The following is a 22,421-nucleotide window of genomic DNA, read 5'->3' as shown; positions in this document are numbered from 1 at the left end:
CTGGCTTATTTTTGTTTAAATAGCAGGCATTTACACAAAATGTGATGTTCACATTTTGTCATAACTTTAATAATTGTATATATTCCTCGCCTAAAATAATAATTAACAAAAGTTAATATAATGACTGTCAGCTCATCTTCTCAATCTCGTGAAACGCTTCTCAGCGAAAACGAACAACTTGTCTCGACGACCGACCTTAAGGGCGTGATTACTTATAGTAATGATGCTTTTTGTCGTATCGCGGAATACAACCAGCAAGAATTGCTAGGGCAACACCACAATATTGTTAGGCATGGTGATATGCCTAAAGCGGCGTTTGCCGACATGTGGGTAAACCTTAAGCAAGGTAAGGCGTGGCGCGGGATCGTAAAAAATAAGACTAAATCTGGTGGATATTACTGGGTTGATGCTTACGTTACCCCAATCTACGAGAGCGGCAAGGTGAGTGGTTATCAGTCTGTTCGTGTTAAACCGAAGAATGAGTGGGTGCAGATTGCAGATAAGGCCTACCAAGGCTTATTGAAGGCTGAGAAGTCTGGCCGTCAATGGTCATTACAGATCAGTGACAGCGTTCGCTATGCCGTGTTGTTGGGTTCTCTGGCTGCGCCTCTGATTTCAAATCTTGTCGAAGTAGGGCAAGTATCCCAATGGCTTCTTAGCTTGCTGCCTGTTTCTGCATTAGCTCTGCTTTTCCGACAAGAGCTGATTGATACTCCCTTACAGCTGAAAAAACTGCAGTCGAAATTTGATAGTGTGAGCCGCCTAGTTTATTCCGGTAACAGCAAATTCTCAGTAGCCGATTTTCACTTGAAGTTGTTATCTGCTCGAATTCGCACGGTACTCGGCCGTATGACCGACTCTGCGAAACCACTGCAAGACTTAGCCGATAATCTGAATGCCACATCATTTGAAGTATCAGAAGCGTTAGATCAACAAACCAAAGACATTCTACAAGTGCGTGAAGCAACGGAAGAAGTTGAAGTCACGGCGAATGAGGTTTCTTCTCGTACTGAAGAAGCGCATCAGATCGTTGATGTGACTCTACAAACCTGTGCGGGTGCTAAAGAGAGTATTAACCAAACTCACCGCAACCTTGAAAACCTAGCTTCACAGGCCGAGAAAGCCACACACACGACGTATCAATTGAGTGACCAAGCGCAGAGCGTCAGCAAGATCATGGAAGAGATCGGTGGCATTGCTGAGCAAACGAACTTGTTGGCATTGAACGCAGCGATAGAAGCGGCGAGAGCGGGTGAACAAGGTCGAGGCTTCGCCGTGGTTGCCGATGAAGTGCGTGCGTTATCGGGTCGAACATCTAAGGCTACAGTTCAGATCAAAGAGAGCATTGACACCATGCTAACGACGATTGAAGGGTGGCAAAAAGATATTCTGGCTAACAGAGAACAGACGGACGCGTGTGGCGATGTAGCAAAGGTAAGCTCAGAACGTTTATCGGAAGTTGAGAACCTGATGCAATCGATGAACGAGTTGATGCAGTCGGTAGAAAGTTCTGCGCATAAACAGCGTCAGCTATCGAGTGATGTAAATCTTCATATGCAGTCTATCGCTTCAACGGCTGAGCAAAACCTAGTTGCGACATATTCAGTCAAAGACCACTCTACAGAGTTGAAAGAGCAAGTGAACGAGTTCTATCAACTAGCGAAGCGTTTTGAAGAAAAATAGCGGTCAGAGCTAGTTTGTATGAGAAATAAGAGAAAGCCTTGCGAAATTAGCAGGGCTTTTTTGTAGATCAACGCTTCGTTTTGAAAATCTTTGAAACATAAATAAAACACCGTTCAATTGCGATTGGGTTACACTTCTACTATTCCAATCAAATTTTGAGTTACTGAGATGCGCCCCCTTATTTTTACCGTTTTTTGTTTCAGTCTTATGAGTTTCCCGAGCTTAGCTTCAAAGGGGTCTCACTATCTCTATACGGGATATCAGAACACACGAGTCAGTGATGATGGCTTTCAAGATTACTTTGAAGGCTCTTACAACAACTCAGGTAGTAAGCAGCTTTACGGCGGTTATCTCGGCGGCAATTATGCTGTAACGGATTCTCTGTTTGTTGGCTTCGACTCTTCAAAGACTACCCGATCTTCAACGACGTTGTCCGATCTGTCTATTCAATTGGGCTGGTACCATTCGGTCACTCAAAAGGTTGAACTGTACGCATCTGGAGGCGTTAACTGGGTGAAACCTAAGAGACGCTCTTCATGTCGTAATGACAGCATTCTTGACCCATGTAACAGGGAAACCAACAAAAACTACGATGAAGGGTTTATCGGTGAAGCGGGCGCTGTGGTTTCGATTAACGAACGTTGGTCGCTGCAACCGTTTTACAGTTATACAGATACCTATGAACATGGCTTAAATAGTTTGGGGGTTGTAAGCTCGGTTAAGATTATCTCGTGGCTTGCTGTTGATGCAGGTTATGACTACACCTATAGCAAAAACCTAAAGCAAAACACCGTTCGAGTCGGTGCGCGCTTTAGTTTCTAGTCTTTAATCTCTAACAAACAACAAACAACAGACAACAGATACAAAAAAGCCCCGCATTTTCATGCGGGGCTTTCAGTATGTATCAACCCATTTAGGGCGAGACAATTGAATCAAGATTAAGCTAGAAGCTCTTTCGCTGTGTTTACTACGTTTTCAGTAGTGAAACCGAACATCTTGAATAGCTCGCCTGCTGGTGCAGATTCGCCGAACGTTGTCATACCGATGATCTTGCCACCGAAACCAACGTACTTGTACCAGAAGTCAGCGATGCCAGCTTCTACTGCGATACGTGCAGTCACATCAGATGGAAGTACAGACTCACGGTATTCAGCGTCTTGCTTGTCGAACGCGTCAGTTGCAGGCATAGATACTACGCGTACTTTCTTGCCTTCAGCTGTTAGTTCCGCAGCAGCGCTAACCGCTAGCTCAACTTCAGAACCTGTTGCGATAAGGATAAGCTCAGGCTTGCCTTCACAATCTTTCAAGATGTAACCACCTTTAGCGATGTTAGCTACTTGTGCAGCGTCACGATCTTGTTGTGCAAGGTTTTGACGAGAGAAGATTAGCGATGTAGGGCCATCTTTACGCTCGATTGCCAGTTTCCAAGCCACTGCAGATTCAACTTGGTCACATGGACGCCATGTGCTCATGTTTGGAGTCAGACGTAGAGAAGCGATCTGCTCAACCGGTTGGTGAGTAGGACCATCTTCGCCTAGGCCGATAGAGTCGTGCGTGTAAACTTGGATGTTCTGAACTTTCATCAGAGCAGCCATACGCATTGCGTTACGAGCGTATTCCATGAACATTAGGAACGTTGCGCCGTATGGTACGAAACCACCGTGCAGAGCGATACCGTTCATGATAGCTGTCATACCGAATTCACGTACACCGTAGTGGATGTAGTTACCAGAGAAGTCAGTTGCTTCAAGAGACTTAGAACCAGACCACATGGTTAGGTTAGAAGGCGCAAGGTCAGCAGAGCCGCCCATGAATTCTGGTAGCATAGCACCGAACGCTTCTAGTGCGTTTTGAGATGCTTTACGTGAAGCGATGTTTGCTGGGTTAGCTTGAAGATCAGCAATGATTGCGTTTGCTTTCTCTTCCCACTCAGCAGGTAGGTCACCGTTTACGCGGCGTTTGAATTCAGCTGCCAGCTCAGGGTATGCTGCTTCATAAGCTGCAAGTTTCTCGTTCCACGCTGCTTCCTTAGCTGCGCCTGCTTCTTTCGCATCCCACTCTGAGTAAACTTCCGACGGAATTTCAAAAGGACCGTGCTCCCAACCTAATTCTTTACGTGTTGCTGCAATTTCTTCAGCGCCTAGTGGTGCACCGTGACAGTCGTGCGTACCTGATTTGTTTGGAGAACCAAAGCCGATAACTGTTTTAGTACAGATTAGAGTAGGGCGAGGATCTGCTTTAGCTGCTTCGATAGCTGCGTTAATAGCGTCAGCATCGTGACCATCTACTGCTGGGATTACATGCCAGCCGTATGCTTCGAAACGCTTAGGCGTATCGTCAGAGAACCAACCTTCAACTTCGCCATCGATAGAGATGCCGTTGTCATCCCAGAAAGCAACCAGTTTACCAAGACCTAGCGTACCTGCTAGAGAACATGCTTCGTGAGAGATACCTTCCATCAGACAGCCATCACCCATGAATGCATAAGTGTAGTGGTCTACGATGTCGTGGCCTTCTTTGTTGAATTGTGCCGCAAGTGCTTTCTCAGCCATTGCCATACCAACAGCGTTAGTGATGCCTTGACCTAGAGGACCAGTCGTTGTCTCGATACCTGGTGCGTAACCGTACTCTGGGTGACCTGGAGTCTTAGAGTGCAGTTGACGGAAGTTTTTAAGGTCTTCAATTGAAAGCTCGTAACCTGCTAGGTGAAGCAGAGAGTAAATAAGCATAGAGCCGTGGCCGTTTGAAAGTACGAAACGGTCGCGGTCAGCCCACTCTGGGTTAGATGGGTTGTGGTTTAGATGAGAGCGCCAAAGAACTTCAGCGATGTCAGCCATACCCATTGGAGCGCCTGGGTGACCAGAGTTTGCTTGTTGTACGCCGTCCATGCTTAGAGCTCGAATAGCGTTAGCTAGATGTTTGCGGTTCATAGAAACTTCCGAATAAAAATTAAGATAAACAAATTGATAAAAGTAGGGGAACTGAACGTTCCCCTATTTGAAATTGGTGAGAGTGATTACAGCTTAGCTGCGATCATGTCTTCTAGTTTGCCTTGGTCAACTGCGAAGTTGCGGATGCCTTCAGCTAGCTTCTCAACAGCCATTGCGTCTTGGTTGTGGTCCCATAGGAACTCAGCGTGAGTCATCGCTGCTGGACGCTCTTTAGTACCGTTAGAGTCGATTAGCTTCTCTACTACTTCGCCTTCTGCCGCTTCTAGGTCTGCTAGAAGTTGAGGTGCGATAGTTAGACGGTCACAACCAGCAAGTTCAAGGATCTCGCCGATGTTACGGAAGCTTGCGCCCATAACAACAGTCTTGTAACCGTGGTCTTTGTAGTAGTTGTAGATATCAGAAACAGAGATTACGCCTGGATCTTCTGAAGCTTCGAAATCACGACCTTCTTTCGCTTTGTACCAGTCCATGATGCGACCTACGAAAGGAGAGATTAGGAATACGCCAGCTTCAGCACAAGCACGAGCTTGAGCAAAAGAGAATAGAAGCGTTAGGTTACAGTTGATGCCTTCTTTCTCTAGGATTTCAGCAGCACGGATGCCTTCCCAAGTAGAAGCCAGTTTGATAAGGATGCGGTCGTTAGTGATGCCAGCGTCGTTGTACATTTTGATAAGTTGACGAGCTTTAGCAACGCTGCCTTCCATGTCGTAAGAAAGACGAGCATCTACTTCAGTAGAGATACGGCCAGGTACAACTTTCAGGATTTCTTTACCGATGTTCACGTTAAGCATGTCGCAAGTGTCTTGAACTTGCTGTGCTTTGTCATCGCTTTGCGCTTTAGCGTATTCGATAGAAGCATCGATTAGAGGTGCGTACTCAGCAATTTGAGCAGCTTTAAGAATTAGAGATGGGTTAGTTGTTGCATCTTCAGGAGTGTACTTGCTGATAGCTTCGATATCGCCAGTGTCAGCTACAACAGTTGTTAGTTTACGAAGTTGCTCTAATTTATTGCTCATTTTGATCATCCTATGTATCGCATAACACCTCGTTAATGGGAGAGGTGTGGGCATTTGCAAGCTAACTAATGAAGTTCTCAATGGTTGTACCAGTGAGCCAAACTTACATTAATTTAAATTTTTCTCCGAACGAACATTTGCACAGAACATTTGATCGCTCGATGAGTAAATGATGTAGCCATATTTATCCGATCTAGCACCAAAGTCAACGGTAAATAGTCCTGTATGGTGACTTCAGTCAAATATATTTCGCTCTAGTAATCATGGGGTATGCAAGCAAACGTTTAACGGCCAGAGGGAGGTGAATTAATCAACAATAAAACCAAGGCTATCACTGTGAACAAATGTTCCTTGTTGTTACATATGTTCACGGTGTAGACTTGTGTATCACTTGCTGATGTATCGAACATTTGTTCTCAAAGCAGGTAAAATAATTGTTAAATATAGGTTGCGTGGTATATGAGTAAGAATATCCAAGATGTTTCCGAAGAAAACACTGATCTCCTCACTGAAGTGGCAGTTGCTTATTATCAGGATGGCGCGACACAAGAAGAGATCTCCAAAAAGTACTCTATCTCTCGTGCAAAGGTTGGTCGAATGCTCAAACAAGCACGCGACGAGGGTATTGTTGAGATCACCGTGAAATACCACCCAGTATTCAGTGCCAAGATAGAACAACGCTTGGTTGAACGCTTTGGTGTGAAACGTGCACTTGTGGCACTAGATCAACCGAACGAAGAGAAGCAGCGACTCCAAGTTGCAGGTTTAGTGTCTAACTATTTAACCAGTACCTTGAAAAACGGCATGGTAGTAACAGTAGGACAAGGGCGAAACGTATCGTCTGTTGCTCATCATACTGGCGTAATCACTCCTCGTGATTGTAAATTCGTGTGCGGTATCGGTGGTATCCACCCAAGAGGCGGTATGTTTAATGCCGACCATATATGTAGGCAGTTAGCCAAAAAGTATGGTGGGTCTTCTGAAACCTTATACGCGCCTGCTTATGCCGAGAACAAAGCACAAAAAACGGCATTCATGGAAAACAGCACCGTTAAGCAAACACTCGATCTAGCCCGAAAGGCCGACGTTGCATTAGTCGGTATCGGTGACATGAGCGAAAACAGCTACATGGTCGATTTAGGCTGGTTTACTGCAGGTGAGGTTGTTCAGTCTCGCTTATTACAAGGTGTGGTTGGTGACTTCGCGGGTTACGACTTTTTTGATGTACACGGCAAAGCAGCAAACACAGTAATGAGTGACCGAGTTATCGGCTTAGGTTTAGAAGAGTTTCGCCCAATAGCAGAAGTGATCGCCATCGCCGCCGAGAACAGTAAACCATTAGCTCTGTTAGGTGCACTAAGAACCGGCGTAGTAGACGTGATCGCAACCAGCGTAAGCAATGCTTTAACGGTACTTAACTTGGATGAGCAGATGAAATAGGTGTAAATGATCTATTTTTATTGGCTCCTCAAAACCACCGCCTAGGGCGGTGGTGATTGTTCCTTGAGGCTATAGCCTGAAGAAGTGCCCATGTTAGAAGTAACCTCTTATTCACCACAAGTAAGAGGAAACAACCACATGGGCGATTACAGAAGTTCATCACATGTCTATTGGCGTTGCAAATACCATATAGTTTGGACTCCAAAGTACAGATATAAGATTTTGAAAGATAAGGTAGGAAAGGAGCTTTATCGTTCAATCTATATTTTGTGCAATATGAAAGACTGCGAAGTTTTAGAATTAAACGTTCAACCAGATCATGTTCATCTTGTTGTCATTATTCCTCCCAAGTTATCAGTATCGAGTTTGTTAGGAGTTTTAAAAGGCCGAACAGCAATTCGACTTTTCAATAGATTCCCACATATACGTAAGAAATTATGGGGAAATCACTTTTGGGCTAGAGGGTATTTTGTAGATACGGTCGGTGTGAATGAAGAAGTCATTCGGCGATATGTACGACACCAATATAAGCAGGACATAGAGTATGAACAACAATTACAGTTATTGAAGAACTGATAGCGCGGACGCCCCCTTTTAGGGGGTTATAAAGCAAAACCGCCTTCTAAGAAGGCGGATATTTTTTTTGTCTTCCTAATTAAATAAAAATCCTATTTAACTAAACTATCAATTAACCTGTGAGTAGAATGCTAATATTTTAAATTATAATAATAATTTTTTAGTGTAAATTTATTTGGTTATAAATATTATTTATAACCAAATTAACCATAAATAATATTTATAGGTTTAGTCGTAAAGTTAATTGGTTAATATAATTAACCATTGATAAAGTTTCGTTTCATTTAATAAACGAATTATCTATTTCAAGATTATTCGCCCAACGAGACTTTTATAATGAGGATAAAATTAATTTGTACAGTTATGACGGCAGTCATTGCTGTCTTTTCTGTACAAGCGACCACTTTACCTGCGCCAACTTGGCATATGATGACTTTTATTGATGGCAGTACAAAAGAGCTACGATTAATGGGGTCACAACATATGTTTTGGTACCAAGACCATGATGGACACCTGTATATTCAGGATCCAGATAATCAATGGTATTTTGCTAAATATGTAATGAGTGATAACGGGGTAGGAACGGTTATTTCTACGGGTGTACTGGCTTCGAGTGGCGCTGAGGTCCCAATTGAATCAAACATCAAAAATTTAAAAATCGATCCAATACATGTCAATGAATCTTTTGACTCGCCGGCTGCAAACCACAAAAGATTTACTCCGGGACAAAGGCAACGATCATCATTATCTAGTACTTCGAATAAAAAGATCACTGAACAGGCCCTGTTGGTTGTACAAGTCAGTTTTTCAGACGAACAGATAGAGAATGATTTTCAGTCGACGATATTTGGTGAAAATCAGCAAAGTGTTCAAGATTACTTTCTTAAAAATAGTTACGGAAATTATAAAGTTGTTCCAGCGAAAGAAAGTGAAGGGACTAAAAACGATGGTGTTATTAATGTCACGTTGGACATAGATCACCCTAATTGTCATTCCAAATCTGAAAGTAACTGCCAAACTAAACTCAATAATGTGTTTAAAAAAGCTTATGAAGCACTAGACGTTGACTTTAATCTTTCTCAATACGACTACAACAATGACGATAGTATTGCTCCTCAGGAGCTGTCCGTCATGTTCGTCTTTGCGGGTAATGACAAGTCAAGTGGTACACAAAAAACGCCTACGATTTGGCCGCATAAGTTTGCCCACAGAACTGTCGAGATAGATGGAAAGCGCATTAGCGCATATTGCCTCTTCGCAGATTATCAGGATGATCATCAATCGACCATGGGGGTTATTGCCCACGAGCTTGGGCATTTGATGTTAGGGCTACCGGATTTATATTCTTATAAGCATGATGGTTCAATTGGGCATTGGGGGCTAATGGGAGGCGGAAGTTGGGGAAGTAAACCCAGTGATCAATATGCCGGAGAAACGCCGGTTAACATGTTGGCGTGGAGTAAAGAGGCATCCGGATTTTTAAAGCCGAAAGTACTTTCCAATAACGGTCGTATCGAAATAGACACTATAAAGGGCGAAGGAGTTATTCATCTTGATCCTTACCTTAAACAATTTGGACCGCGTGCTTACGTTGAAAACAGACGTAAAAGCAATTATGACCAAGCGCTTCGTGGCGAAGGTTTGTTGATTACAGCTGTGAATATCGATAATCAATTCAACAGTTCAGGTCCGATGCAAGTGCAGGTATTCCAAGCCGATGGAGAGGGGTTACTAGAAAGCGGTTTCTCTTCTGGAGATACTGGTGATGTCTTTCCTGGTAGAGACTCGGTTACCAACCTCTCGGATGATTCAGAACCTTCCTTAACAGCGATTACTGCTGGCAGAAAAACAGATATCACAATAACTAATATTTCTAGCGATGATGCCAAAGCGAGTTTCTCTCTTTTGGTTCCAAACTCAAACAACAAATCGTCTTGGGTCACTTCTTTCGGAAGAACCTACCCCCGTTATAACGCAAATATTAATGTTCTTGGCTTCCCTATAGATGTTGTCAAAGGAAACCAAGATATTGCAGGAATACATTTTTACGCGAAAGCAACGAGCGTCGCGATGCCGATGTTTTATCGTCTAGTCGAATACCCATACAAATCTAGATTTGGCAATGCAGTTATTGATGAGAGCGCAGCTAAATTGTTACACCGAGGTGTAGCTCAGCAAGACGGTGGACAAGTTATTTTTGATGAGGAGATCAAGCTTGGCTTGGGTTCAAAGTTGATTGTGTTAGAGATTGAAAATGGTACTCCGGAATACTCTACTCAGTTTTTGGACGCATATTTAGGAGATGGACAAAGAAAAAAGCAATTTTCAGGTACGATTTCTGATTATAAAACGCAAGGTTTGGGTCGCGGGTTCGGACAGAACTTCCCTTTTGCACTGCTTTTTGAATTACCAACTACAGCCAAACCTATTGCTGTCGACGATAAGATTTCTACCGATGAAGACATTCCTTTTCTACTTAACCTACTAGCGAATGATATCAACTTACCCAAGCCAAATAATTATTCAATTGAAATCGGCCAGAAGCCAACAAAAGGCGTAATAAAAGGTGAGACATATTACCCTTTAGCTAATCAGTTTGGCCGTGACAGCTTTACGTATCGTCTGGTAGATGGGGGAGGAGAGGAGACGGACTTTGCGCGTGTAGACGTTGATATTAAATCAGTGAATGATGCTCCCGAGTTAACGCTCGATAGATCAAATGCCAAGTCTGAGCCTGGTGAAACGGTGATATTCAAGATCACTAATATTACGGATGTCGATTCTTCAGAGCATCAAATAACGTGGTCTCAAGTTCAAGGTCCAAGGCTGTCGCAGAGTGATTCACAATCTAAAGTACTTAAAGTAACAATCCCTAGTGATGCTGCTGAAGGGGAGAAATATAGGTTTGTCGTTCTAGTCCAAGATTCATTAGGAGGTTATGCAAAGCAGTCTGTAGTAGTTGATGTGCGAAGAAAGCAAGCATCATTATTAGGCACTAAATCGCTACAAGTAAAATATGGAGATGAAATCGATCTAATCCCTAATATTAATGAGGAGGTTTATACATTATATATATTGGACTCTCCACGTAACGGTATTGCAAAAATTGTAGATAGTAAGATTATTTATAATGCACCTGCTCAACGTAAGTTAGCTTTATATGACACTATTAGATATAGGGTTTTATCTGCCGATGGAGGCGAGTGGATAGGTTCGTTTGACATCGAGGTGTTACCGAATATTTCAAATGAATCTGCTGTAACAGCAACTCAAAGCGACTCGTCAGGAGGAAGCTCCTCACTGCCTCTTATTCTTATGTTGTGCTTGCTCCTTCGGTTACGACAGCGCCGATAGAATAAAGTGAAATGAAAGAGCTATATTTTTAGCTCTTTTTTTATTCGCCTACAAACATGAGTCGGCCCAGAAATGGAATGATTTGTCGCATTTCTGATTCTGGACTTACATTAATAGGTGTTTAGTTTCATTTGGGTGCAACATAGATCACAAAAACGGACAATGGTTCAATTGAGTGACTTTCGAGCTTTAGCATTATAAATGATGAATATTTACATAAATTTCAACGATTTTCAGTAATCAATAGGTGGTGGGTGCATAGGTTTTGGTTATAATTGTGTTGACTGTCATTTGTCCGGAGAAGGTGTTGTGTAAGGACTTTGGTACGAGAATGGCACACAAAATATGTTGTTTGTAAAAGCACATAGGGATTTGTGAATCAGTTGTTGATCGCAATAAATGTATTTATTTGTATAGGTGCATATAAACATTATTTATGAGTATATAAATAATGTTTTTTTGTATCTGTATGACACTATTGTTACTTTTACGCTGATTTTTAATAAGAATAATTAATAAAAGAACGCAACATCGGGGTAGTTTGCACCATGAAAAACGTCAACAGGTCTATCGACGTCAAATATTTAAGAACATTTTCACACGTTGCTAAGCACAAAAGTTTTACTGCGGCCGCTGAGTCTTTATTTATGACACAGCCTGCGGTATCTCAACATATAAAAAAAATAGAAAGTACAATCGGGGCAAGTATTTTCGATAGAAAAGAAGGATTTTTACTCACTAAACATGGAAAAGTATTACTCGATTATGCAGACCAAACAATGTCTATGTACGAAAAGTTGTTTGAAGATCTGGAAAAGGTAGAATTAAGAGATCAATTCAATATAGCGATTGCCGAATCTTTTTGTTTCGATATGGTTGAGCGTGTAATCAATGAATTTAGAATGTTGAACAATATAGATTTGTCCATAAACAGTTTTACGAAGTCTTCTCTATTGGACTCTTCTCGTTATGATTTAATATTCACGATGGATCGGATTTCACAGGAGAATGGAAAGTCCTATCAACTAAAGACGGTTAATTACGTTATCGCACATTCAAACTCTCTTGACCCACATGAGTGTTATCCACAGAGAGTTGTATTTTGTAGTTCTCTACCCAAGTCCTATGTCCAAGAGCTACTTAACGACTATAATATTGATTCTTCACATGTGACCAGTTGGGTAAAAACAAGTTCATGCCAGTTTCTAAAAAATGAATTGGATACAAATGGTACTATTCTAATTTTTCCTGAGTGGGCTGTATGTAATAATAATTGTAAGACAATACCGTTACGTCAAAAAGTGAACATGTATGTTTGGTGTAGTGACGAAATTTCACAAGAGTTAGAGACGTTAGGTATTAAAGATAAGATTCAGCAACTATTTCAAATTAGTGACATTTCGACGCCTGAGTTGAAACATAGTATTATGTGATTAGTTTGATAATATTGATACAGTGCTAAAAATGAAACAACTTAGAGCAATAGGTATCCCGTAAGGGATGCCTTTTTTATAGCTATCAACCCCTGCTATTTTTCCTATTACGTACATAATGGAAACTAAAATCCCACCAAGAAATCCTATAAAAATCAACGCGATTGTAACCAATTCTGGTTGTATGCCAATGATTAGTGCAAAAAGTAATTTCACATCCCCAGCCCCAATTACTCCCAGATACCAGAGTATAAAAAATATTATGAAGTACAGTGCTGCTGTGGGTAATGATGACATCAAATAGCCGTTATATAACGCGACGAAAATACTAAATACTAAAGCTAATTTATTGAGGTTGTTTGGTATTTTTCTATACTTCCCGTCAAAAAAACATACAAAAAGTAATATTGATAAATTTACAGAAATTAAGGTGGAGTAAATTAATAAATCTATATTCATAAATATAGAGTATAGACAGGTATTAGCTATATCAACATAAAATGGATTTCTTATTCTTATACCAACATAAGAATAAATTATATTACTAAGATAAGTTTATGTTATGCGATCATAATAACTATTAATTGGATGTATATTTTTATATCGAGTAGATTTCATTTCGCAATTTCAATTAGACCCAAGGTCGATATACTTTTAGAGGATTACTATGTACTACCAAACTTTAGCAAAACTGGCTGAACTAAAAATGAAGTTCGAAGATGATATTCGCGGAGTTACTGCCGTGGAATATGCAATTATTGCTGTTGTAATGTCAGCTCTAGTACTTGCCGCGTTTCAAACTGATGCACTTAAAAATGCTATCACTGGTGCGTTGACTAAGGTGACGACCAACTTGACCACAGCTACTACAGGCAAATAATTAGCCACTAAGAACCATATATTAAGGGGCTTAGGCCCCTATTTTAGGCTTAATATGAACAGAATTATCATTCTCCTTCTTGTTGCTTTTTCTATTTTTTCCACATTAATTTATATCAATGTTAACTATATTTCAGCTGATGAAGAACCACAGGAAGTACAGCAAAAAGAAGAACCTAAGGTCAGTATTTTAGTTACTCAGAAAGCAATTAAACGTTCCCAACCGTTAACACCTAATTTCTATGACAAGAAATTTGTCCATATATCTGACTTAGATGGCTCCTACTACACGTTAGAAGACGATCTTATTGTTGAACCAGGCGCTCTATTTAAAGAAGATATCTCCGAAGGCACATACTTAACACAAGATATGATCTCCAACCCTGGAGACCGAGATTATATGTATTTGTCATTAAATGACGGTGAATTACCTTATTTTTATGAAGTTACCGGTATCGGAGTGGTACAAACCGCAACGCTTACTCCTGGTGACAAGGTGAGCTTTGTTTCCACAACCTCTTCAAAATCGAATCTAGTTGAGAACGGGTATGGTGATATCGGTGATCTCGTTAGCCGAGTGATTATTAGTGGAGCTCGTGTGCTGCAGGTAATAAAAGGCAGCGAAGATACTGATTCAGAAGATGCCGAAGACAAAAAATACAGTCTAGTTATTGCATTAAATATGCGCAGTGTTTTGAAACTCGAAATGGCTCAAAAAATCGGTGATGTGAATATCATTCCATCTGAAATCGAGAATCGCTATTTATCTATTCGCAGCAGTGATCTTTTAGAAACTCAGTTCGGTGTTAGAGAATTACGTGGTAAGGAATAACATGACTTTAAAGAACAAAAATATGGCATTGCTATTGTGCGGGATTCTTTCATGCCCATTACTCGCATCAGAATTAATGAACTTGGATCAAGGCGCTGCGAAAACGATTAATTTGAAGCGACAGATATCAACTGTATTTGTTGCGAATCAAGAAATAGCTGACTACAAAATTATCGATGAAAATAAGGTTGTGGTTTACGGTGTTGGCCAAGGCACGACTTCAGTGATTGTTTATGATCGAGGTGGAAACGAAATTTACAATGCTGAATTAGTCGTTAATCAAAGCTTGCGACTACTTAAGCAAACGTTAATTGCTAGATTTCCTGATGAAAATGTTGTGGTTTCCAATGTCGGAGATCAAGTCGTGTTGGATGGTATTGTCGGTAGTGAAGAGATCAAACAAAAGATTAATCGACTCGTCGGCGAAATGCTAAATAAAGATCGTCGCCGCGCTGCTTATGAATTAAGGGATGCAGACGGTGAGGCTTTAGATGAGCTGGAGTACACGGCACAGTATAACTACGACCAAGTCATTAACAATTTAAAAGTTCTTACCACTGAACAGATAAATGTAAAGCTGACGGTTGCAGAAGTTTCGAGTTCTTTTCTAACCGAACTTGGTGTGACATACAGTGATAGTGGCGAGCCAGGTACTTTTGTTAATAAGCTCCTTGATTTTACTGCTCAAGACATTGTTTCTGTTATCTCTGCAAGTGGTGATGACAAAATCGGTCGCGTATTGGCAGAGCCCAACCTTTCTGTTATTTCGGGTGAACAAGCCAGTTTCCTTGCTGGTGGTGAGATTCCAATTGCGGTACGAGACGAAGACGGCATTACTATTTCCTACAAAGAATACGGCGTTAAGTTAGCCATGGTAGCCAAGGTTACTGACACAGAAAACATCCGCTTAACCTTGATCCCTGAAGTCAGCTCTATTGATGAATCGAACAAAACAACGACGGGTCTAATCTCAGTCCCTTCTTTGCGAACTCGACGAGCTCAAACAACGGTTCACTTGAAAGACGGTCAAAGTTTTGTACTAGCGGGGCTTTTGACATCAGAGGAGCGTGAATCGTTAACCAAGATTCCAATTTTGGGGGATATCCCAATCTTAGGCGCGCTATTTAGTCACACTTCCACAAACCGTTCTAAAACTGAATTGATCATTGTTGCGACCGTTAATCTGGTTGATCCCGTTGAGCAAGAGCAAGTCAAGTTGCCAAGTTTTAGACGCACAAGTGACCTTGAACGATTGCTAAGAATAGACCTCTCAGATCTCGATGAGCCGGAGCTTGAAAACACGATAAACCAAGGAGGGTTCAACTAATGAGATGGATCGTTATTACTTTAATCGCTTTTATTGCTTCTGCTTGCACCCACATTGATACATCCAACTCTAGTGTGATTGAGCAATTAGAAGAGCGTTTTGAATTTGATATGGCGAATGGTGAAGATTCAATGTCTCGCTCTGTGGCCTTTATCCGAGAACTCAATACGAGAGAGCCGAAAGCAACTTTCTACGTTAAGTATAAGCCTGATGCGAGTGAGTTTGTCGCTAAGTTACGCGATAGATTCAAATCAGAATCTATTGCGAAAGACCGATATAAAGTGGAGCTTGCTGATAATGACCAAGAGAAAAATATCTTGATCATAGGCCGATATGTCCGAATTAAAAGCAGTGATTGTGGAGTGATGGTGTTCTCGCAACGCGAAGATTATCAATTTGGTTGTAGTGTTGAGCATAACCGAAACATCAGCTTGGTTAACCCAATTAAGAAGGCGAAATAACTATGGACTTGGATATCTTGTTTCGTAATTCGTCTTCGAAAATGAAGTCGACAGTTGAGGCTACCGATCTGATCGTTTCAGACGATAGCGCCTTAACTGAATCGATCAATGATTTATATGCGATTGAAGGATTCCCAAAGCCGCTTGAAGTCACTGATATTGATTTAGATGGTGTTTGGAATCAGTCAAACATCAAGCTTAACCATGTTGTGCTCGATCTTCGAAGTGCTTCTAATGTTATTGAACAAGTCTCCGAGATTTCGATTCGTTTAGACGTGAATATATCTTTGCTCGTCTTATGCGACGTCGACTCTATAAAGCTGCGTAATCAAGTGCATGCTTTAGGTGCGACTTATGTGTTATGGGATCCAGAACTTGATGCGTTACTTGCGGCAATTAAAACGACGCAAGAGGGAGAAAGTGCTGTAAAGAAAACTCGCGTTGCTAAACGTATATTGGTTTTAGGAACCAAAGGTGGAATTGGTGTGTCTTGCATAAGTTCCGTTTTAGCGCACTCCTTAGCAGAGCAAGCGAATTTAAAGACACTGCTAGTGGATCATGATTCCGGAGCGCTAAACAGCGATATTTATATTGGTGTAAAGGGCTTGAAAGCCAAGCACAACAGCATTGATTTAAATCAGATCGATATCGACAGTGCGATAGCAAGAACCTATGTGCATGGTGTTAAAGAGAAGCTAGATTATTTGGTTCTCGAGAAGAATGTCGCTTGTCTTTCTGATCATGCATCTACGTTGTACAACCTTTCCAATCAACTGATTGATCAATATAACTTTATTATCGATTCAGCGCCGCTGTCTTGCTACGAAGAGATGCACGATCAGGAGTTATCAGATAAGTATCACCGTATCTTTATTGTTTGCGAACCTTCGGTCTCTTCATTGCGTTCATATAACTCGTTGAAAAAGAAGATCGGCAAATCTGAACACCAGGTTATTTTCAACCTGAATAGGCCCGCGAAGGATTTCATGGTGACACTTGCAAGTGCGAAAGAACGGATCAAAGCCAAAGATAGCATTGATTTTATGTATGAGCCGTCATTAGAAAAGACAGTGGTTCAGCAGGGGATTAATGAGTTGCTTAAGTCTAAGTCATCGACGGCCGTTTTGAGCATGGTTGCCACGTTAACAGGCAAGAAAATTAAAACCAAATCACGCTTCAGTTTGTTTAGAAAATGAATCAATTAAAAGAAATCTACATCCAACTTCGGGATGAAATCTTCGATGCGTTGGACGCAGCGACACTTGTTGAAATAAGCAATCAAGAGCTAGAAGAGCAGCTTAAAGACTCGGTCAATATTCTTATTGATAAGAAGCAGTTGCAAGTGAGCTCATTGAAACGTGTCGACTTAGTCAAAGCATTACTCGATGAGTTGAAAGGCTTAGGGCCACTTCAGGCCTTAGTCGATAACGATGATATATCAGATATTATGATCAACGGGCCATCGGATATATTCATTGAAATCAATGGCAAAGTTGAACAGTCTCCGATTCAATTTGTGAACGAGAAACAGCTCAACACTATTGCTAAGCGAATCGCTTCAAATGTGGGTCGTCGTATCGATGAATCTAAGCCGCTTTGTGATGCTCGTTTGATGGATGGCAGCCGTGTCAACATCGTGATACCTCCACTTGCAATCGATGGTACTTCTATCTCTATTCGTAAGTTCAAAGAGCAGAAAATTAAGCTTGAGAACCTCGCAGAGTTTGGGGCTATGTCAGTTGAGATGGCTAAGCTTTTGTCCATTGCAAGCCATTGTAAATGCAACATATTGATATCAGGTGGCACGGGTTCAGGCAAAACAACGCTACTCAATGCACTGTCTGGGTTTATTGGTGAAACGGAACGCATCGTTACTATTGAGGATGCAGCCGAACTGCAGCTTCAAAAACCTCACATTGTCAGACTGGAAACGCGACAAGCAAGTGTAGAAGGAACGGGAGAAATTACCGCTCGAGACCTTGTAATTAATGCCCTTCGTATGCGTCCTGACAGAATCATTGTTGGTGAGTGTCGTGGTGGAGAGGCCTTCGAGATGCTTCAAGCGATGAACACGGGCCACGACGGGTCGATGTCCACATTGCACGCCAATACACCGCGAGACGCGATTGCTCGTACAGAGAGTATGGTGATGATGGCTACCGCCAGCCTGCCGATATCGGCGATACGTAGAACTATAGTCAGCGCAGTCGACCTTATCGTTCAGGTAAAGCGTCTCCATGATGGTAGCCGTAAGGTGATGTACATCTCTGAAATTATCGGAATGGAAGGAGATAGCGTGGTGATGGAGGACATTTTCCGTTACGAAGCTAGTTCCAATTTCAAAGATGGCAAGATGGAAGGTGAGTTCCGAACACCAGGTTTATCCACACGTTCTGTCATTTATGAACGCGCAAAATTCTTTGGTTTAGAACAAGCGGTAAGGGAGATCTTTACATGACCTTAATCCTGATTGCTTCATGGAGTGCTTTGTTAGTTTACTTCCTTATCCATCGCTCTCGCCAAGACAAAAAGCTGAGTAGTTTGATTGAAATGGAAGCTGAATTCGAAGGGGTAAAAGGCGTTCGCTCGGTTATCGATTCGCAGCAGTTTGAAGAGAGTTATAAAGCTAGACTTAGGAAAAGTTACAAGAAGATAATAAAGGTCTTCCAGCCCAATATGTCTTTGAAACTGATCCTATTTATTAGTGTATCGGCATCAGCGGTTTATGCCATTAACGAGTTTTTCTTACGTCAGGATTACGTTGTTTGCTTGATTATTGTTGAGCCTATTTTGTTCTTCGTTTTTTACAACAAGCTAAAGCAACGGCAGATGGATCGTTTTAAAACAAACTTTCCGGATGCTTTGAATATCTTGAGCGGAGCCATCTCATCAGGCCAAAGTATCATTCATGCGTTCGAGTATGTAGGTAAGCAGCTTGATAATGAAGTAGGCAAAGAGTTCAAGTTCATGGCTGAACGTTTGCTTATTGGTGAAGACCCTGATGACGTGCTTGAACGCAGTAGCAATACGTTTCCTTACTTAGAGTACTTTTTCTTTGCCTCAACGATACGAATCAACTTAGCTCGAGGCGGTCAGCTCAAAGATGTCATCAATAAGATTAACCGGCTTATGTTTGACTCTAGAGCCGTTGAGAAAAAGAAAAATGCATTGACCTCTGAAGCGCGTGCTTCGGCAAAAATTATTGCTTGTTTACCAGTTATATTCTTGATCATTCTAAAATTTACTAGCCCGGAGAATTATAGCTTCGTTATGTTTGAGGAAGCAGGGCAGCCGATTTTTTATTACGTTCTAATGAGTGAGTTATTAGGTTTCTTTTGCATTTGGCTGATCCTGCGAGGTGTCAATTAATGGGATTTGAAACGGTTTTAATTTGGGGCGTGATATTTGTTATATCGATGGTGTTAGCAACCTATTGCTTGCGTTTCTGGGATAACACGAGAGCAAATATAGAAACTCGTAAAATAATTGGCTCAACACGCGAAGAGAAAAAAAGAACGGATTTATTTAAGGCTCTTTTATCTCGAATTAGTTTCAATAAAGACGAAACAAAACGAAAGTTAGTCGCAGCGGGTTTTTATAGTGATTTCCTCGCGGATGCCTATTACTTATTAAAAATCATCCCTTTTAGTATTTGCTTAATATTAATCGGCTTCGACTTTTATAACGGAGAAACAGAGGTGATATTTGCTCTGTTATATCTTCTTGGGGCTTTGTTGGCGTTTGTCATCGCGCCAGATTCCTATGTGTCGGCTCGAGGTAAAGCAAATATTAAGCACATCAGTTCAAGGTTGCCTTTTTTACTCGACCTTATGAATGTATGTGTTCACACCGGCATGACAATCGAGTCCAGTTTGGAGTATCTGGCCAAGGAACTTCACTCGGTAGACAGCAATCTTGCCCATGTTGTCAGAGTCACAGTGGAGCGGTCGCGCTTAGTCGGATTAGAGAAGGCATTAGAGGAGTTTTATGAGCTTGTACCTACCAGCGAATCGCAGAGCTTTGTGATGACCATGGTGCAAAGTCTTCAATTTGGTTCATCTGTTGGCCCTGTACTGGCTACGTTAGCGACGGATATTCGAGAACTTAATATGATGGACTTGGAAGAACGGATTGGAAAGATGGGGGCAAAAATGTCTATTCCATTGATCGCTTTTATCATGGTTCCGATTGTTGTTCTCATTGCGGCCCCAGGTATTTTAAGGATGTTGATGTGATAAGAAAATTTGTATTAGTCGTTATTGCAATGGTTCTAGTGTCTGGTTGTACAGCCGTTAATAACCAACTCGATACTAAAGAGCAATTGCTTATTGGATCGGGGGATTCGCAGAAGCTCATTGAGTTTTATAAGGCAAATATACAATCCGACCCTGTATATAAAGTCAAACTTGTTAACTTGTATTTAGACCTTAAAGATATTAAATCGGCTGAGTTATATAGGAATACCTACAGTGACAGTGACCTTGATGATCCAGAATATATTTTAACCAGTGCTCGAATTTACTATCAGAAAAAGAACTTTGAACGCGCATTAGAAGAGCTAGACAAGTATAGAGGTGAAGGCGGAGCTGAGTATGAGTATCAACTTCTAACCGGAAAAATACTAGCTCAGCAAAAACGATTTTCTGAAGCAATTGAGTATTTCGAGGAAAGTCGCAAACAAGGCGCTTCAGACAGAGAGGCTGGTAACAATATCGCTGTTGTTAAAATAATGCAGTCTGATTATTTGGGCGCGACAGACATTTTATATGACCTTTATCTTTCAAATCCGAATGATCAGAGAGTGAGTTCTAACTTAATTCTCTCTTCGGTTAAGTCGCAGCGACCGGATATCGCATTGGAAGTTCTGAAACATTCGAATAGCGATGAGCAAGCTCACAAACAGCTATCTGCATTAATGAGGTCAATATCTAAAAGCAAGGGGAAGAAGACCATGACACAGTCAACGATAGATATGGAACAACAGCTTATAGGTTCCCAAGCTCACTCTGGGAGTTTTGTAGCACCGACATCGCGAGTCAGCAAATTGGATTCGACTGCAGGGTTTCAAGCATCTAAACACAGTGTGGATGGTTCTGTACTCGACCCTAGAAAGCTGAAACCCAATGCAAAACCTATTTATCGAGTGCAAGTATTAGCGACGTACACTGCGATTCCTTCGGACTTTCTGAACTATCTAAAAACAAACTACGGCTCTGTCTATTCGTATACTCATGGTTTGTGGAAGCGCTATTGCATCGGTGATTTTAATGACCTAGACGAAGCCAAAGCTTTCTTAGATAGCATTGATATAAAAGGGGCATTTGTCGTTGATTACACCAAGAAAAGGTATGTCCGTCTATGAGGTCGTTTAAACGCAAGCAAAAGGGGTCATTGACGGTTGAAGTCGCGATGGGGATACCAATCTTTCTGGCTATTGTTTTTGGATGGGTTGAGATTTGTATTCTGACTTTCTCCATGAGTATGACTGATCACGCATTAACGACGGCGGTGATGCGAACCAAAAAAGCGGGTGACTCGAGCAGTAGCCAGTCCATTAACTATGGGCAAATGATTAAAGACGAGTTGAATAAAGCTGGCGGCTCTTTATGGAGCAACGTAGTTAAAGAGGGGAGTGTTGTTATTCATGTTAACTATTTTCGAGACTACGAAGGATTTTTGAAATGCACGGATACTTACGCTTCTGCTGATAAGTGTCCAGATAAGAAAGATGAACCGGAAGACATGGCATTGGCTGTTTACGCTTTGGAATACACCTATGATCCGATTGTATCGATATGGTTCCCGGATATGCCTATCAAGCGTGAAATTATCACCATTCAAGAATATGAAAGATGTTCATTCAAAATTGGTCAGGGAGCGGGTTGTGCAAGTTAAACAAAAAGGTGCATTTGCTGTTGAGTTGGCAATGGTTTTGGTCTTTGCGTCAGGGATCTTTGTTGTTGTCGTGAACCATATGCTAGCCATCAATAAAAAGGGTCAACTCGACAGAGCTTCTTATTCATTGACCACCATCTTTGCTGAACGAAAACAACTGTTTAATGCCAATATGGATATTTGTGCGGGTGACTGTCGAAAAACAGAACACAACGCGTTTGTGATTGCTTCTGCTTCGATGAAACGAATGATTCCAAACTTTGATAAGACCAAGTTTGGGATGCGTATCGACGAGATAAGACTTGAAGAAACGGCTTTATCCGGAGGGAAAGTGAATTATCGAAGGGTTCAAAAGACTCTGACTAAAGGGAGCATACACGGATGTGACTTTCCAGACATGGGCGATATCACCAAAGAAAAAGCGATAGAAATACTTCCTATCACATCGCGAGGCCGCCGATTACCCATGTATCAGGTGTCTCTTTGTTATGAAATCCCAACTAATTTGATTGGGGTCGCCAACGGAGAGGTTTTTCGGCTTGTAAGTACATCTTATTCATTTGCGAGGGTTTAA

General features: G+C 41.4%; 20 protein-coding genes. 17 read left to right on the top strand and 3 right to left on the bottom strand.

Annotated elements, in window-relative coordinates; all coding sequences use genetic code 11:
* The first annotated feature begins 120 nt into the window (after positions 1-120).
* Both L0992_18470 and L0992_18465 read left to right on the top strand, forming a co-directional pair.
* A complete protein-coding gene (locus L0992_18470; protein ID XGB70008.1) occupies positions 121-1,683 on the top strand; it encodes a methyl-accepting chemotaxis protein in 1,563 nt (520 codons plus the stop codon).
* Between the two features lie 207 nt (positions 1,684-1,890).
* Entirely contained in the window at positions 1,891-2,505 is a 615-nt protein-coding gene (locus tag L0992_18465) for a hypothetical protein (GenBank protein XGB70007.1), read from the top strand.
* A gap of 116 nt (positions 2,506-2,621) precedes the next feature.
* Here the strand turns inward: L0992_18465 and tkt are convergent, their stop codons facing one another.
* Both tkt and tal read right to left on the bottom strand, forming a co-directional pair.
* The gene (gene tkt, locus L0992_18460; GenBank protein ID XGB70006.1) at positions 2,622-4,613 is read right to left on the bottom strand and encodes a transketolase; all 1,992 of its coding nucleotides are present in this window, start codon (positions 4,611-4,613) and stop codon (positions 2,622-2,624) included.
* A gap of 86 nt (positions 4,614-4,699) precedes the next feature.
* On the bottom strand, positions 4,700-5,650 hold the full coding sequence (tal, locus tag L0992_18455; GenBank protein ID XGB70005.1) for a transaldolase: 951 nt from the start codon (positions 5,648-5,650) through the stop codon (positions 4,700-4,702).
* A 459-nt stretch (positions 5,651-6,109) separates the two neighbouring features.
* Between tal and L0992_18450 the strand changes: the two genes are divergently transcribed.
* The 4 genes from L0992_18450 (at position 6,110) to L0992_18435 (ending at position 12,453) form a co-directional block, all read left to right on the top strand.
* Positions 6,110-7,090, top strand: a complete 981-nt coding sequence (locus tag L0992_18450) for a sugar-binding transcriptional regulator (GenBank protein ID XGB70004.1) — start codon at positions 6,110-6,112, stop codon at positions 7,088-7,090.
* A gap of 138 nt (positions 7,091-7,228) precedes the next feature.
* The gene (gene tnpA / locus L0992_18445; protein ID XGB70378.1) at positions 7,229-7,666 is read left to right on the top strand and encodes an IS200/IS605 family transposase; all 438 of its coding nucleotides are present in this window, start codon (positions 7,229-7,231) and stop codon (positions 7,664-7,666) included.
* Positions 7,667-8,002: 336 nt separating this feature from the next.
* Positions 8,003-11,020 carry a M6 family metalloprotease domain-containing protein gene (locus L0992_18440; protein ID XGB70003.1) on the top strand — a complete coding sequence of 1,006 codons (3,018 nt, stop codon included), beginning with the start codon at positions 8,003-8,005 and terminating at the stop codon, positions 11,018-11,020.
* A 548-nt stretch (positions 11,021-11,568) separates the two neighbouring features.
* Positions 11,569-12,453, top strand: a complete 885-nt coding sequence (locus L0992_18435) for a LysR family transcriptional regulator (protein XGB70002.1) — start codon at positions 11,569-11,571, stop codon at positions 12,451-12,453.
* Here the strand turns inward: L0992_18435 and L0992_18430 are convergent, their stop codons facing one another.
* Complete coding sequence (locus tag L0992_18430; protein XGB70001.1) at positions 12,454-12,912, bottom strand: A24 family peptidase; 459 nt, start codon at positions 12,910-12,912, stop codon at positions 12,454-12,456.
* Between the two features lie 208 nt (positions 12,913-13,120).
* On the opposite strand from L0992_18430, the gene L0992_18425 reads away from it, so the two are divergent.
* Genes L0992_18425 through L0992_18375 form a run of 11 tightly spaced genes read left to right on the top strand, consistent with a single transcriptional unit; the run spans position 13,121 to position 22,421 of the window.
* Positions 13,121-13,333: a Flp family type IVb pilin gene (locus L0992_18425; GenBank protein ID XGB70000.1), complete on the top strand. Its 213-nt coding sequence runs from the start codon at positions 13,121-13,123 to the stop codon at positions 13,331-13,333.
* Positions 13,334-13,387: 54 nt separating this feature from the next.
* Entirely contained in the window at positions 13,388-14,164 is a 777-nt protein-coding gene (locus tag L0992_18420) for a pilus assembly protein CpaB (protein ID XGB69999.1), read from the top strand.
* Positions 14,165-14,186: 22 nt separating this feature from the next.
* On the top strand, positions 14,187-15,491 hold the full coding sequence (locus L0992_18415; GenBank protein XGB70377.1) for a pilus assembly protein N-terminal domain-containing protein: 1,305 nt from the start codon (positions 14,187-14,189) through the stop codon (positions 15,489-15,491).
* Positions 15,491-15,952 carry an ATPase gene (locus tag L0992_18410; protein ID XGB69998.1) on the top strand — a complete coding sequence of 154 codons (462 nt, stop codon included), beginning with the start codon at positions 15,491-15,493 and terminating at the stop codon, positions 15,950-15,952. The genes L0992_18415 and L0992_18410 overlap by 1 nt, the downstream gene beginning before the upstream one ends.
* Positions 15,953-15,954: 2 nt before the next feature.
* A complete protein-coding gene (locus L0992_18405) occupies positions 15,955-17,148 on the top strand; it encodes an AAA family ATPase (GenBank protein ID XGB69997.1) in 1,194 nt (397 codons plus the stop codon).
* Positions 17,145-18,410, top strand: a complete 1,266-nt coding sequence (locus tag L0992_18400) for a CpaF family protein (protein ID XGB69996.1) — start codon at positions 17,145-17,147, stop codon at positions 18,408-18,410. The genes L0992_18405 and L0992_18400 overlap by 4 nt, the downstream gene beginning before the upstream one ends.
* Positions 18,407-19,321, top strand: coding sequence for a type II secretion system F family protein (locus tag L0992_18395; GenBank protein ID XGB69995.1), 915 nt, complete (start codon positions 18,407-18,409; stop codon positions 19,319-19,321). The genes L0992_18400 and L0992_18395 overlap by 4 nt, the downstream gene beginning before the upstream one ends.
* Complete coding sequence (locus L0992_18390) at positions 19,321-20,187, top strand: type II secretion system F family protein (protein XGB69994.1); 867 nt, start codon at positions 19,321-19,323, stop codon at positions 20,185-20,187. Before L0992_18395 ends, L0992_18390 begins: the two co-directional genes overlap by 1 nt.
* Complete coding sequence (locus tag L0992_18385; GenBank protein ID XGB69993.1) at positions 20,184-21,314, top strand: pilus assembly protein TadD; 1,131 nt, start codon at positions 20,184-20,186, stop codon at positions 21,312-21,314. Before L0992_18390 ends, L0992_18385 begins: the two co-directional genes overlap by 4 nt.
* A complete protein-coding gene (locus L0992_18380; protein XGB69992.1) occupies positions 21,311-21,847 on the top strand; it encodes a pilus assembly protein in 537 nt (178 codons plus the stop codon). Before L0992_18385 ends, L0992_18380 begins: the two co-directional genes overlap by 4 nt.
* Entirely contained in the window at positions 21,837-22,421 is a 585-nt protein-coding gene (locus L0992_18375) for a pilus assembly protein TadF (protein XGB69991.1), read from the top strand. The genes L0992_18380 and L0992_18375 overlap by 11 nt, the downstream gene beginning before the upstream one ends.

It is taken from the genome of Vibrio pomeroyi (assembly GCA_041879425.1).
Taxonomy (GTDB): Bacteria; Pseudomonadota; Gammaproteobacteria; order Enterobacterales; family Vibrionaceae; genus Vibrio; species Vibrio pomeroyi_A.
Note: the sequence above shows the minus strand (reverse complement) of the source record. Positions and strands in the feature narration are given on the sequence as shown.

Coding starts and splice junctions, on each gene's coding strand:
- L0992_18470 (XGB70008.1), top strand. CDS start 121: ATGACTGTCAGCTCATCTTCTCAATCTCGTGAAACGCTTCTCAGCGAA.
- L0992_18465 (XGB70007.1), top strand. CDS start 1,891: ATGAGTTTCCCGAGCTTAGCTTCAAAGGGGTCTCACTATCTCTATACG.
- tkt (XGB70006.1), bottom strand. CDS start 4,613: ATGAACCGCAAACATCTAGCTAACGCTATTCGAGCTCTAAGCATGGAC.
- tal (XGB70005.1), bottom strand. CDS start 5,650: ATGAGCAATAAATTAGAGCAACTTCGTAAACTAACAACTGTTGTAGCT.
- L0992_18450 (XGB70004.1), top strand. CDS start 6,110: ATGAGTAAGAATATCCAAGATGTTTCCGAAGAAAACACTGATCTCCTC.
- tnpA (XGB70378.1), top strand. CDS start 7,229: ATGGGCGATTACAGAAGTTCATCACATGTCTATTGGCGTTGCAAATAC.
- L0992_18440 (XGB70003.1), top strand. CDS start 8,003: ATGAGGATAAAATTAATTTGTACAGTTATGACGGCAGTCATTGCTGTC.
- L0992_18435 (XGB70002.1), top strand. CDS start 11,569: ATGAAAAACGTCAACAGGTCTATCGACGTCAAATATTTAAGAACATTT.
- L0992_18430 (XGB70001.1), bottom strand. CDS start 12,912: ATGAATATAGATTTATTAATTTACTCCACCTTAATTTCTGTAAATTTA.
- L0992_18425 (XGB70000.1), top strand. CDS start 13,121: ATGTACTACCAAACTTTAGCAAAACTGGCTGAACTAAAAATGAAGTTC.
- L0992_18420 (XGB69999.1), top strand. CDS start 13,388: ATGAACAGAATTATCATTCTCCTTCTTGTTGCTTTTTCTATTTTTTCC.
- L0992_18415 (XGB70377.1), top strand. CDS start 14,187: ATGGCATTGCTATTGTGCGGGATTCTTTCATGCCCATTACTCGCATCA.
- L0992_18410 (XGB69998.1), top strand. CDS start 15,491: ATGAGATGGATCGTTATTACTTTAATCGCTTTTATTGCTTCTGCTTGC.
- L0992_18405 (XGB69997.1), top strand. CDS start 15,955: ATGGACTTGGATATCTTGTTTCGTAATTCGTCTTCGAAAATGAAGTCG.
- L0992_18400 (XGB69996.1), top strand. CDS start 17,145: ATGAATCAATTAAAAGAAATCTACATCCAACTTCGGGATGAAATCTTC.
- L0992_18395 (XGB69995.1), top strand. CDS start 18,407: ATGACCTTAATCCTGATTGCTTCATGGAGTGCTTTGTTAGTTTACTTC.
- L0992_18390 (XGB69994.1), top strand. CDS start 19,321: ATGGGATTTGAAACGGTTTTAATTTGGGGCGTGATATTTGTTATATCG.
- L0992_18380 (XGB69992.1), top strand. CDS start 21,311: ATGAGGTCGTTTAAACGCAAGCAAAAGGGGTCATTGACGGTTGAAGTC.